Source organism: Rhodococcus sp. EPR-147 (assembly GCF_001647185.1).
Classification (GTDB): domain Bacteria; phylum Actinomycetota; class Actinomycetes; order Mycobacteriales; family Mycobacteriaceae; genus Rhodococcoides.
Genome location: NZ_LVCU01000216.1, coordinates 1 through 11972 on the forward strand (window position 1 = coordinate 1; position 11972 = coordinate 11972).

The following is an 11972-nucleotide window of genomic DNA, read 5'->3' on the forward strand; positions in this document are numbered from 1 at the left end:
CGTCGGGATGGACTTCGCCGGATTCGAGTCCATGGTCGACGAGGTCGGTGGCGTCGAGGTCTGCACCGCGCAGCCGCTGATCGACTACGAATTGGGTGACGTCCTCCCCAACGCCGGAACACAGCGCATCGACGGCCGCACCGCACTGAACTACGTTCGAGCGCGCAACGTCGAGTCCGAGGGCAACGGCGACTACGGCCGCATCAAGCGACAGCAGCGTTTCCTGTCGTCGCTTCTGAGGTCCGCGCTCTCGAACAACGTGCTGCTCGATCCCGGCAAGCTCAACGGATTCGTCAACGCGTTCACCTCGGACACCTTCGTGGAGAACGTCAAGACTCAGGACCTGGTGACGCTGGGGCGCTCGCTGCAGAACGTGGACGCCGGTGCGGTGACCTTCCTGACCATTCCCACCACCGGCACCAACGACTACGGCAACGAGATCCCCAACGACGACGCGATCGGTGCGATCTTCCAGGCCATCATCGACGACGCTCCGTTGCCCGGTGAGGAACGCGCGGAGCCGGTGACACCCGAAGAGCCCGCACCTGCCGCCGTACCCGACGCGCCGCTGTTGGCCGTCGATCCGGCAACCGTCTCCCTGCAGGTGTCCAACGCATCCGACATCGCCGGGATGGCTCAGACGGCATCCGACGAACTCGCGGTCTACGGATTCCAGATCCTGACGGTCGGCAACTTCTCGGGCACCGCGGCCCAGACCGTGGTGCGCTACTCCCAGGATCAGGAGGCGGCTGCGGCGACCGTCGCGTCGGCGATACCCGGCGCGGCCATCGAGCTGGCACCGAGCCTGAACAACGTCGTCGAGGTGGTGCTCGGCTCGAACTATCCCGGATACACCCAGTTCCCGACGGCATTCGGCACCCAAATCGATCCCACTCAGGTCGAGGGCACCACCCAGAGTGCGCCCCTTCCGGAGGATCTCTCGTACACCAACGCCGCCGACGACACGTGCGCCTGAGTTCATTCATGCTCCGTTAACCCTCGGGACAGGGAACTGGTCGGTGTGACCCACTAAACTTCGCTCATGCGCGTCGCCTACAACGAACAGATGAACGAGCTTGCCGATCTCCTCGGAGAGATGGCGAGCCTGGCTGGTGCGGCCATGGAAATGGCCACGCAGTCCCTCCTTCAAGCAGACCTGGTACTCGCCGAGCAGGTCATTTCCGAACACGACAGGATCACCGAGCTCAGTGCGGTGTGCGAGGAGAAAGCCTTCACCCTTCTCGCCCTGCAGGCTCCGGTCGCAGGCGACCTCCGTTCGGTGGTAGCCGGCATTCAGATCGTCGCCGACATCGATCGCATGGGCGCACTCGCACTGCACGTCGCCAAGATCACTCGTCGCAGGCACCCGAACCATGCCCTCCCCGAGGTCGTCAACGGGTACTTCGCCGAGATGGGTCGGCTCGCCGTTCAGATCGGCGCGTCGGCCCGTGAGGTGCTCGAGACCCGCGATCCCGAGCGCGCTGCGAAGCTGCAGGAGGAGGACGAGGCGATGGACGATCTGCACCGTCACCTCTTCACGGTGCTGATGGACCGCGAGTGGAGCCACGGCGTCGCTGCTGCGGTGGACGTGACTCTGCTGGGCCGCTTCTACGAGCGCTTCGCCGATCACGCTGTCGAGGTCGGCCGTCGGGTGATCTTCCTGGTGACCGGTGAGCTGCCGCTCGACCTGAGCCAGAACAACATCCCCACTTCGTAGTACCCACCCTCGCCGAGACCGAGTGGCGCTGCTCTGCAGCGCTACTCGGCTTTCTCGTCGGAACAACGAGCGCAGACACGCACGAAAGAACCCCCGCCGAGCTTTCGCTCGACGGGGGTTCTCGCGTTCGTGTGTGGTTATCCGAAGCGGCCGGAGATGTAGTCCTCGGTGGCCTTCTGCGTCGGATTGGAGAAGATCTTCTCGGTGTCGTCGATCTCGATGAGCTTGCCGGGCTTGCCGGTCGCCTCGAGGTTGAAGAAGCCGGTCTGATCGCTCACCCGTGCGGCCTGCTGCATGTTGTGCGTGACGATCACGATCGTGAAGTCCTGCTTGAGTTCCTGGATCAGGTCCTCGATGGCGAGAGTGGAGATGGGGTCGAGAGCCGAGCAGGGCTCGTCCATCAGCAGAACGTCGGGCGAGACGGCGATCGCACGAGCGATGCACAGACGCTGCTGCTGTCCGCCGGAGAGGCCGCCACCGGGCTTGTCGAGGCGGTCCTTGACTTCGTTCCAGAGGTTGGCACCCTTGAGCGAGCGCTCGGCGATCTCGTCGAGTTCCTTCTTGCCGCGGCCGCCCTGCAACTTCAGGCCGGCGACGACGTTGTCGCGGATCGACATCGTCGGGAAGGGGTTGGGGCGCTGGAAGACCATGCCGATGGTGCGGCGCACACCCACCGGGTCGACGCCACTGCCGTAGATGTCCTCGCCGTCGAGCAGCACGGAACCTTCGACGCGTGCACCGGGGGTCACCTCGTGCATGCGGTTGAGCGAACGCAGGACGGTCGACTTACCGCAGCCGGACGGTCCGATGAACGCGGTGACGCTGCGCGGCGGTACGGCCAGAGTGACGTCCGAGACGGCATGGAACTTGCCGTAGTAGATGTTGACGTCCTTGAGATCGAGACGCTTTGCCATGTTCTTCGTTCCTTAGGATTCGCTGGAGTCGGGTGGGTCAGAAGTTCTTGGGCGAGAAGAACTTCGAGACCAACTTCGCGCCGATGTTGAGTATTGCGACGATCAGGATCAGCGTCAGGGCTGCTCCCCACATGCGCTCAGCGGTGAGCACGCCGGTTCCTGCTTTCTGCAGGTCGACCATCATGAGCGGCAGAGACGTCTGCGGCCCCTCGAAAATGTTGAAGTTGATGGCGGTGGCAGATCCCACCAGGATCAGCACGGGTGCCGTCTCACCCATCACGCGGGCCAGGGCGAGCATGATGCCGGTGACGATGCCGGAGAGCGCCGTGGGGATGACGATCTTGGCGATGGTCTTCCACTTCGGCACGCCGAGCGCGTAGGACGCCTCTCGCAAATCCTGAGGAACGATGCGCAGCATTTCCTCGGCCGAGCGCACGATCACGGGGATCATCAGCAGCACGAGGGCGAATGCGACGGCCACACCGGATCGCTGGAATCCGAAGGTGGCGATCCACAGCGCGTAGATGAACAGGGCCGCGACGATGGACGGCACACCGGTGAGGATGTCGACCATGAAGGTGGTGACTCGGGCCAGGCGCGTGCCCACGCCGTACTCGACGAGGTAGATGGCGACGAAGATGCCGATCGGGATGGAGATGACGGCGCAGAACAGTCCTTGCAGGAGCGTTCCGACGATGGCGTGGTACGCACCGCCACCTGCGATGAACTGGGTGACGCCGGCCTGCGAGTTCTGCCACCAGGTGGGCGACACGACTGCGGACAGTCCGCGGGAGATCACCGTGTAGAGCACCCAGATCAACGGGACGAGAGCCACCAGCACCGAGAGGCTGACGAGGATCGTCGCCGACAGGTTGGACGCCTTACGCCGAGCGCTGACGCCCTGAAAGGTGGGTTCCTTGACGGGCTTGTCCATGGTTGCGGTCATGGGTCAGTCCTTCTTTCCGGCGATGGCGGCGCGAGCACCGGCGTTGACGACGAAGGTCAGGACGAAGAGCACCAGACCCGCGGCGATGTAGGCACCGGCTTGGAGCGGGTTGTTGAACTCGCCCGCGGCCAGCGCGATCTTCGTGGCGAAGGTGGAACCGCCGTCGAACAACGTTCCGCCGAAGGTCGACTGGGTGCTGCGAATGATGATGTAGAGCGCGATGGTCTCACCGAGAGCGCGGCCGAGGCCGAGCATGGAGCCGCTGACGTAACCGGACTTTCCGAACGGAATGACCGTGGTGCGCACGACCTCCCAGCGGGTGGCCCCGAGCGCGAGAGCGGCTTCGATCTGCCCCTTCGGCGTCTGCATGAACACCTCGCGGGTCACGGCAGCGATGATCGGCAGGATCATGACGGCGAGAACGATGCCGCCGGTGAAGATGGTTCCGCCACCGGCGATGGAGACCGACCCGGTACCGAAGAGCGGGAACCATCCCAGGTTGGTGTTGAGCCACTCGGCGAACGGGCTGATCACCGGTGCGAGGACGTACAGGCCCCACAGTCCGAAGACGATCGACGGGACTGCGGCCAGCAGGTCGATGACGTAACCGAGCGGTCCCGCAACTCGCTTGGGTGCGTAGTTCGTCAGGTAGATGGCGATGCCGAGTGCGACAGGCATCGCGAGGATCAGTGCGAACAGCGACACCGTGACTGTGACGAGGAACAGGTCGAGAACACCGAACACCATGGCCGAGGTGTTGGTCGTGTCCCAGGCACCGTTGTAGGTCAGGAAGTTGACCGTGTTGTTCGACAGTGAGGGGATCGCGCGCCAGATCAGGAAGATGCCGACGGCGGCGATCAGGGCGATGATGAAGATACCCGAGCCCGTGGCGAGGCCGGAGAAGATCCGGTCACCGGGGCGGGTGACGGTCCCCGATTTCTTCTTCGTTGACAATTGTGGTTCTTCCGGTTTGTGCGCGGCACCCGCGGAGGGAGCATTAGCCGCGGAGGGAACGCCGGTCATCGAGTGGGTGTCGCTCATACCGCTCACTGTCTCGTGTGGAGGTCGAGGACGGTCCTGCTTCGGCTCGCGTTTTCTCGAGCCGAAGCAGGATTACGTCTCATTGAATCAGGCGATTGCTTCGATGGCGGTGATCAGGCGCTCCTTGAAGCGGTCCGGCAGCGGCACGTAGCCGGCCTCTTCGAGGCCCTGCTGGCCCTCGTTCGCGGCGCTGAGCAGGAACGACTTGACGGCTGCCGAGGTGTCGGCGTCGTAGCCCGCCGAGCAGACGATCTCGTAGGTGGCGAGCACCAACGGGTACGTGTCGGCCTCGTTGCTGGCGTACAACGCGTCGAGGTCGAGCACCAGGTCGTTGCCCTCACCCGAGAAGGTCACGGCGTCGATGGCTGCGGCCGCAGTCTCGTTGCTCAGCTCGACCGGGCCGTTGCCGAAGTCGATGTTCGCGGCGCTGAGGCCTTCCTGCTCGACGAAGCCGAACTCGACGTACGTGATCGAGCCGGGAGTCCCGGACACGGCCTGGGCGACGCCCGAGGAGCCGTTGGCACCTTCGCCGACGCCGCCGGCCCAGTCGGAGCTGTGATCGAGGGTCCATGCCTCCGGAGCAGCGTCGGACAGGAAGCGCTGGAAGTTGTCGCTGGTGCCCGAGGAATCGGAGCGGTAGACCGGGGTGACCGGGGTGGACGGCAGGTCGACGCCTTCGTTGAGGGCGGCGATCGCGGGATCGTTCCAGGTGGTGATCTGGCCGGTGAACATCCGTGCGGTGACATCGGGCGTGAGCACCAGGCTGTCGACGCCGTCGAGGTTGTAGGCCACTGCGACGGGCCCGAAGACCAGCGGCAGGTTCCACGCCGGGTTGCTGTCGCAGCGGGTGGCCGCCTCGGCTGCCTGCTCGTCCTTGATCGCGGAGTCGGAGCCGGCGAAGTCGACCAGACCGGCGACGAACTGCGTACGACCGTTGCCCGAGCCACTGGTGGTGTACTCGACGGACTTGCCCGAGCAGACGCTCGAGTAGACCGAGGTGAAGTTGGACATCGCGTTCTGCTGAGCAGACGATCCTTCGCCTGTGAGCGGAGACTTGCCCTCGCACGAGGCGGAAGAATCGTCCGCGCCGACGGTTTCGACGTTCGCGTCGCTACCGCATGCGGTCAGCAACATGGCGCTGATGGCCACTGCACTCATGAGAGCACCGTTGCGCTTGAGGTTCACCTGTTTCCTCCGAGGAATCTTGGGCCGTGTCCACGGCTCGGACCTGATCGGCCGCGCTGTGACTGTGTGGGTGCCGGCTCGAAAGAAACCTCGCACCAGGCGGCGTAGGTTGCCGCCCATGGAGAAAGGTAGGGGCAGGTGGTAGACGTTTACCCCCGCGTGGGTGAACGGGAGATGAACACCGCAGTCTGAAATGTCCGTTCAGACGCTGCGAGCGTATGCGGCATCCACGTGGTAGTTCTCGAAGCCCAGCTTGCTGTAGGTGTGCACGGCAGCGGTGTTGTCGGCCTCGACGTACAGCATGATCTGGCCGAGTTCTCTGCTATGCAGATAGTGCAGGCCGGCCAGCGTGAGCACTCGACCGAGACCACGACCCTGCGACTGCGGATCGATACCGACCACATAGACCTCACCGATGGCCGGTTCCACACCCTCGGCCGGGTGGACCTTCGTCCAGTGGAAGCCGAGGAGCCGGTCGCTGCCCTCCTCGAAGGCCAGGAAGAGGCCCGCCGGATCGAACCACGATTCGTCGCGGCGCGAGGCGATGTCGCGATCGGTCCAGCCACCCTGTTCGGGGTGCCAGGAGAAGGCCGCATTGTTGACCCGCAGCAGCTCGGCATCGTCCTGATGCCCACGATACGTTCGAAGTGAAATACCTTCCGGCACAACTACATCCGGAAGATCGGGATGCGCGGACGCGCGACGCATCTGCAGCAGCTCGCGAACCACCTGCAACCCGAGCCGCGCCGCGACCGACTGCGCCGCCGGCAGGTTGCCGTGCGCCCAGATACGGGTACCGGAGCCGATTTCGAGTGCGCGAGAAACCAATTCGCGTCCCACTCCGTGACCGCGGAACGGAGGATCGACGACGGCCTCGGCCATCCCGTCGGCGATTCCGACGTAGCCGACGACACGATCACCCTCGGTGGAGACCAGACGAACGACGTCGTCACCACGGTCGACAGCCTTCACGGCCTGCTCCGACAAGGGTGCAGTGCCGTCGACTTCCGTTGCACGGGAGAGGATCTGATGAATCTCGTAGGAAACACGCGAAGACGGTGCGTCGCCGTCGATGGGGTGGACGTCGAACGCAGGATCCGAATTCATCTACGAGAGAGTACTCTCTTGCTCGAACTCGAAATCCGCATCGTCGGAATCCCCGCCGGCAGCGTCCGAGACCACCGGTCCGCCCTTGGCGTTGCGCGCGGGTCGAACCGCCTTGTATCCCACGTTGCGCACCGTTCCGATGAGCGACTCGTACTCGGTACCGAGCTTGGCGCGCAGGCGTCGAACATGGACGTCGACGGTGCGCGTGCCACCGAAGAAGTCGTAGCCCCACACCTCCTGCAGGAGCTGGGCGCGAGTGAAGACCCGACCCGCATGCTGAGCCAGGTACTTCAGCAGCTCGAATTCCTTGTATGTGAGGTCGAGCGGACGACCTCGCAGCCGCGCGGTGTAAGTACCTTCGTCGATGACCAGTTCGCCGAGCGTGATCTTGCCCGAGGTCTCCGGGCTGGCAACCCCTCCACTACGGCCGACCAGCAACCGCAGCCGAGCGTCGAGCTCTGCGGGGCCGGTACCGGGGAGCAGGATGTCGTCGAGACCCCAGTCGGAATTCACCGCGACGAGCCCACCCTCGGTGAGCACCGCGACGACGGGGATGGCCGATCCGGTACTTCCCAACAGGCGACACAGACCACGAGCGGCGGCCAGGTCCGTACGAGCGTCGACCAGTGCGATGTCCGCCGAGCCGGCTTCGAGCAGCGAGGACACCTCGGTGGGTACCGGGCGTACGTGATGCGCCAGGAGAGCGAGGGACGGCAGAACGCCCTCCGGATTGGGATCGGAGGTCAGTAGTAGGAGCTCCACTGCGTCTCCATTCTTACTGCTGGCCGGTCCAGTCCAGGCTGGACTTGAGTGATCGTCAAGGACACAGACTAGCTTGTCCGTACAACCGGCCGAAGAGGGCAGTGCGCGATTCGTCGGTCACAATGGACCCGTGCGCACACTTCTCATCGGACTCGCCAGCCTGCTGGCCCTCACCCTCGTGGTGGATTTCGGCGCTGCGGCCTACTCGGAGTATCGAGTCTCCCGCGCGATCCGCGCCGGCGGTGAGCTCACCTCGGACCCTCAGGTGATAGTGCACGGTTTCCCGTTCCTCACTCAGGCCGCGGACGGGCGCTACCAGAACATCGAGATCCGCGCGCAGGACGTGCCGACCGAGTACGTCGGCTCGACGACGATCGAGGCCAATCTCCGCGGCGTGCACATCGAGTTGTCCGACTTGATCGACAACAACGTGCGGGCGATTCCCGTGGACGAGCTCGACGGCCGTGTACGGATCGAGGCCACGGACCTCGGCCGGTTCCTCGGCATCGTCGACCTGCAGGTTTCCGCGCCCCCGGCCGACAAGTCGGACGGCACCGGCGGCTCCGGCGGATCGGGCATGACCACTACCGGGGGCGTCGTGCTGACCGGAACGGTTCCGGTCGGCCCGCTCGAGACGACCGTGAGCGTGCAGGCCGACCTGTTGCTCGAAGGTGACGGCGTCGCCATCGTGGCGTCGGACTTCTATTTCGGCCCGGAGGGCCAGGCGGACTTCTCGATCCCCGATTTCGCCAAGCCCACGGTTCTCGGACTGTTCACCAAGACCATCGAGCGTCAGAGCCTGCCCTTCGGGCTCGTCCCGACCGACGTCTATGCGGAGGGCTCGCAGATCGTCGTCGAAGGATCGGGCGAGAACGTGACAATCGACCTCAACGAAATCGAAAAGCCGTGACAGGGATCACAGTTCTCGTCGTCGTGGCGATCCTTGCCGTCGCTACCGGATTGTTCCTCCGCAGCCGATCGGGGGCCGTCCGGGCGGTGCGTGAGCCCGACACCGAGACCGACGAGCTGTACCCACTCCTGCTCGACGCGGGTGCCACGACCGACTCTGCGACCGTCCTGCACTTCTCGGCCGACTGGTGCGGACCGTGCGCAGCCGTGCGACGTGTCGTCCAGCAGGTGCTCGACGACCGGAGCGATGCCCGCGAACTCGAACTCGACATCGACGCTCATCCGATCCTCGCTCGCGAACTGGGCGTGCTGTCACTGCCCACCACTTTCGTACTCGACACCCGATTGCAACGGCGCTCCAGAATCGCGGGTGTGCCGTCCGCTGCGGCGCTGCGGTCCGCACTCGACGCTCTCTGACCACGCTTCTTCGGACCGGCGGTAGGACGCGCCGCTGGTAGCGGGTACGATGCTCTTCGTGTTCTCCTGCCGCGAGCTGATGCTCACCAGTCGCCGCACAGTCGATCTGTGCCGACTGGGCGGTTGTTGCTGTCGCTGCTGCTGATTTCCTTCTGCCGCCACGCCCATGCGTGATGACGGCCCGATGATCGAAATCCATGTCCGAGCACTGCCGATGCGGCGTGCCCCGACCTCGCACAGGAGTACTTCTCGATGTCGACACCCGACACCCGGACCACCACCCCCACTGCCACGATCGACCAGGTGGACGTTCGTGGTCCACGCTTCGCGGCGTGGATCACCACCGCCGTTCTGGTCGTCGTTCTCCTCCTGACCACGTTCTCGGTCCCCGCGGCGGCAATCCTGCTCGGGCTACAGGCGATCGTGTTCGGAATCGGAGCCGTCCGCGGACCCAAGCGCAGTCCGTACGGCACGATCTACGCGACATTCGTCGCACCGCGGCTCTCCCCCACCAGCGAACGAGAGCCGGTGGCACCGTTGAAGTTCGCTCAACTGGTGGGCTTCGTGTTCGCCGCCGTGGGAGTCCTCGGCTTCGCGATCGGCGCTCCCGTCGTCGGAACCGTGGCGGCAGGCTTCGCGTTGTTCGCGGCCTTCCTCAACGCCGCGTTCGCGGTCTGCCTCGGCTGCATGATCTACCCCCTCGCCTCGCGGCTGCGCACCACCTCGCACACCGCATCCTGAACAGGGTCGCTTGAGCAGGCTGCAGTCCTGTCTCGACCTTCACCGATCCATAGAGAAAGACCGAAAGGAACACCATGGCTCGCTCCGACGTCCTGGTCTCTGCCGACTGGGCCGAGCAGAACCTGAACGCACCGAAGACCGTCTTCGTCGAGGTCGACGAGGACGCAAGCGCCTACGACGGCGGACACATCGAAGGTGCGGTCAAGCTCGACTGGCGCAAGGACCTGCAGGACCCGGTTCGCCGCGACTTCCTCAATCAGGAACAGTTCTCGGACCTGCTGTCGGCCAAGGGCATCAGCAACGACGACACCATCGTGCTGTACGGCGGAAACAACAACTGGTTCGCCGCCTACGCCTACTGGTACTTCAAGCTGTACGGCCACAAGGACGTCAAGCTCATCGACGGTGGACGCAAGAAGTGGGAACTCGACGGCCGCGCGCTGTCCAAGGACGTCGTCAGCCGTGAGACCACGCAGTACCGCGCCGAGGCACCCGACCTGTCGATCCGCGCGTTCCGCGACGAGGTCATCGACGCCATCGGCAACAAGAACCTGATCGACGTGCGTTCGCCCGACGAGTTCTCGGGCAAGATCCTCGCCCCGGCTCACCTTCCGCAGGAGCAGGCGCAGCAGCGTGGCCACGTGCCGTCCGCGATCAACATCCCGTGGAGCACCACCGCCAACGAGGACGGCACGTTCAAGTCCGACGAAGCGCTCGAAGAGCTGTACAAGACCAAGGGCTACGACGACAGCAAGGCCACCATCGCCTACTGCCGCATCGGTGAGCGTTCGAGCCACACCTGGTTCGTCCTCAAGGAGCTCCTCGGCAAGGAAGACGTCAAGAACTACGACGGCAGCTGGGTCGAGTACGGCTCTCTCGTCGGAGCACCCATCGAGCTGGAGGTTCACTGATATGTGTGGAGCACCCGTACAAGGCCAGACCATCCCCGCAGGTGTCGACGTCGAGAAGGAAACGGTCATCACCGGCCGCGTCCTCGCCGGCGACGGTGAGCCCGTAGCAGGCGCATTCGTGCGGCTGCTCGACGGCAGCGGCGAATTCACCGCAGAGGTCGTCGCGTCGGGCACCGGAGACTTCCGGTTCTTCGCCGCTCCCGGACAGTGGACGCTGCGCGCCCTGTCGGCATCGGGCAACGGCGACACCGTGATCGCTCCCGAGGGCGCAGGCGTGCACTCGGCGAACGTCACCGTCGGAGTCTGATCCGACCGTCTCGCCCAGAACGAAAAAGGACCCCGCACCTGCTCGCAGGTGCGGGGTTCTTTCGGCTCGGTGGAGGCTTCTAGTTCGGGACGGGCACAGAGGCGGCGGGATCGGGAACCGTCGAATACTGCGGCGGGAACATCCCTTCCGGTACCGGAATGCCCTGCGATTCGAGGAACGCTCCGAGATCGCTCACCTGCGTGACCGTTCCGGGCTCCGGCAGCAGGCGGGGTTCGGGTGCGATCTCCGGGGCGGGGGCTTCAGGTGCCGCCGTCTGCGGTGCGTTCTTCTTCTCGCGTTCGGTGCGCGCAAGGTCGGTGATCCACGCGACCATCTTCTCGCTCTCCCACTCGTACCCGTCGTTGGGGTCGTTGTACCAGTAGGACAGGTGCTGCAGGAAGCCGAGCGCCAGGTAGGGCCCGAGCACGACGTCGGCGATGCCCTTGTTGTTCTCCTCGAACCCGGTGGCCTCGGCACGGAGCTTGGCTTCCACGGTCTCGGCACCGGGCCCCATCGCCCAGTTGAGATCGGCGAGGAGCTGCTCCGGTGTCAATGCGTCCACCGCCTGCTGATCGGCGACGGTGTAATCCACATCCGCCACCCTCACCAAGACCTGCAGCAGAGTCTCGTCGGAGGTGAACCATGATTTGTCGGTGGCGATATCGACGATCGCGCGCGAAGCAATGGTCGTCACTGCGCGCGCGAAGTCGGACACGGTCTGTACCGGGTTGAGGACGGTCAGCCGCATCTGCGAGATGACCTCGAGGGCGAGCTGCAGAAGTTCGATGTCGTCCGGAGCGTCGCATGCCAGATCCCACGGTCGGCACGACCAGGTGACCTTGTCGGTCAGCGTTCCGTAATCCCGCGGCGACTGGTCCATGAAGCCACCGAGCGATTCACCCGGCTCGTCACCGAAATTCGGCACACCGGCCGGGCGGTAGGGCGAACCGACCATGATCACGCCTGCGATGTCGTCGCCGTTGACCAGGGCACTCGAGTCACGCGCGCCGATCTC

General features: G+C 64.8%; 13 protein-coding genes and 1 pseudogene. 7 read left to right on the top strand and 7 right to left on the bottom strand.

Translation table 11 applies throughout. The features are described 5' to 3' along the window. Both A2J02_RS10520 and phoU read left to right on the top strand, forming a co-directional pair. Positions 1 to 976 (top strand): LCP family protein (locus A2J02_RS10520; RefSeq protein ID WP_197477995.1); only part of this gene is annotated, 976 nt, incomplete at its 5' end. A gap of 66 nt (positions 977 to 1042) precedes the next feature. After that, positions 1043 to 1717 (top strand): phosphate signaling complex protein PhoU, encoded by a 675-nt coding sequence (gene phoU, locus A2J02_RS10525; protein ID WP_068049865.1) that lies wholly within the window; start codon positions 1043 to 1045, stop codon positions 1715 to 1717. A 137-nt stretch (positions 1718 to 1854) separates the two neighbouring features. Here phoU and pstB read toward each other — a convergent pair whose 3' ends face one another. From pstB to A2J02_RS10555, 6 genes are all read right to left on the bottom strand, one after another. Beyond that, positions 1855 to 2631, bottom strand: coding sequence for a phosphate ABC transporter ATP-binding protein PstB (gene pstB / locus A2J02_RS10530; protein WP_032395896.1), 777 nt, complete (start codon positions 2629 to 2631; stop codon positions 1855 to 1857). A gap of 37 nt (positions 2632 to 2668) precedes the next feature. Beyond that, the gene (gene pstA / locus A2J02_RS10535; RefSeq protein WP_068049866.1) at positions 2669 to 3577 is read right to left on the bottom strand and encodes a phosphate ABC transporter permease PstA; all 909 of its coding nucleotides are present in this window, start codon (positions 3575 to 3577) and stop codon (positions 2669 to 2671) included. A gap of 3 nt (positions 3578 to 3580) precedes the next feature. Then, positions 3581 to 4618 carry a phosphate ABC transporter permease subunit PstC gene (gene pstC / locus A2J02_RS10540; protein WP_068049867.1) on the bottom strand — a complete coding sequence of 346 codons (1038 nt, stop codon included), beginning with the start codon at positions 4616 to 4618 and terminating at the stop codon, positions 3581 to 3583. A gap of 87 nt (positions 4619 to 4705) precedes the next feature. Further along, a complete protein-coding gene (gene pstS / locus A2J02_RS10545) occupies positions 4706 to 5803 on the bottom strand; it encodes a phosphate ABC transporter substrate-binding protein PstS (RefSeq protein WP_068049882.1) in 1098 nt (365 codons plus the stop codon). A 201-nt stretch (positions 5804 to 6004) separates the two neighbouring features. After that, positions 6005 to 6910: a mycothiol synthase gene (gene mshD, locus A2J02_RS10550; protein ID WP_068049868.1), complete on the bottom strand. Its 906-nt coding sequence runs from the start codon at positions 6908 to 6910 to the stop codon at positions 6005 to 6007. Next, entirely contained in the window at positions 6911 to 7672 is a 762-nt protein-coding gene (locus tag A2J02_RS10555; RefSeq protein WP_068049874.1) for a winged helix-turn-helix transcriptional regulator, read from the bottom strand. Positions 7673 to 7802: 130 nt separating this feature from the next. Between A2J02_RS10555 and A2J02_RS10560 the strand changes: the two genes are divergently transcribed. The 5 genes from A2J02_RS10560 to A2J02_RS10580 all read left to right on the top strand — a co-directional run bounded on the left by A2J02_RS10560 (position 7803) and on the right by A2J02_RS10580 (position 10957). Next, complete coding sequence (locus tag A2J02_RS10560) at positions 7803 to 8582, top strand: LmeA family phospholipid-binding protein (protein ID WP_068049884.1); 780 nt, start codon at positions 7803 to 7805, stop codon at positions 8580 to 8582. Further along, the gene (locus A2J02_RS10565; protein ID WP_068049876.1) at positions 8579 to 8998 is read left to right on the top strand and encodes a thioredoxin family protein; all 420 of its coding nucleotides are present in this window, start codon (positions 8579 to 8581) and stop codon (positions 8996 to 8998) included. The genes A2J02_RS10560 and A2J02_RS10565 overlap by 4 nt, the downstream gene beginning before the upstream one ends. A gap of 252 nt (positions 8999 to 9250) precedes the next feature. Further along, entirely contained in the window at positions 9251 to 9739 is a 489-nt protein-coding gene (locus A2J02_RS10570; protein ID WP_068049878.1) for a DUF4395 domain-containing protein, read from the top strand. A gap of 74 nt (positions 9740 to 9813) precedes the next feature. Further along, positions 9814 to 10650, top strand: a complete 837-nt coding sequence (locus tag A2J02_RS10575) for a sulfurtransferase (protein WP_068049880.1) — start codon at positions 9814 to 9816, stop codon at positions 10648 to 10650. A gap of 1 nt (position 10651) precedes the next feature. After that, a complete protein-coding gene (locus tag A2J02_RS10580; protein ID WP_037194601.1) occupies positions 10652 to 10957 on the top strand; it encodes a DUF1416 domain-containing protein in 306 nt (101 codons plus the stop codon). A 79-nt stretch (positions 10958 to 11036) separates the two neighbouring features. Here the strand turns inward: A2J02_RS10580 and A2J02_RS28230 are convergent. Beyond that, a pseudogene (locus A2J02_RS28230) lies at positions 11037 to 11972 on the bottom strand (cutinase family protein); the annotation flags it as partial.

What these genes read in the sequence shown, in the direction of transcription:
- phoU (WP_068049865.1), top strand. Translation starts at nt 1,043, where the DNA reads ATGCGCGTCGCCTACAACGAACAGATGAACGAGCTTGCCGATCTCCTC.
- pstB (WP_032395896.1), bottom strand. Translation starts at nt 2,631, where the DNA reads ATGGCAAAGCGTCTCGATCTCAAGGACGTCAACATCTACTACGGCAAG.
- pstA (WP_068049866.1), bottom strand. Translation starts at nt 3,577, where the DNA reads ATGACCGCAACCATGGACAAGCCCGTCAAGGAACCCACCTTTCAGGGC.
- pstC (WP_068049867.1), bottom strand. Translation starts at nt 4,618, where the DNA reads ATGAGCGACACCCACTCGATGACCGGCGTTCCCTCCGCGGCTAATGCT.
- mshD (WP_068049868.1), bottom strand. Translation starts at nt 6,910, where the DNA reads ATGAATTCGGATCCTGCGTTCGACGTCCACCCCATCGACGGCGACGCA.
- A2J02_RS10570 (WP_068049878.1), top strand. Translation starts at nt 9,251, where the DNA reads ATGTCGACACCCGACACCCGGACCACCACCCCCACTGCCACGATCGAC.
- A2J02_RS10575 (WP_068049880.1), top strand. Translation starts at nt 9,814, where the DNA reads ATGGCTCGCTCCGACGTCCTGGTCTCTGCCGACTGGGCCGAGCAGAAC.
- A2J02_RS10580 (WP_037194601.1), top strand. Translation starts at nt 10,652, where the DNA reads ATGTGTGGAGCACCCGTACAAGGCCAGACCATCCCCGCAGGTGTCGAC.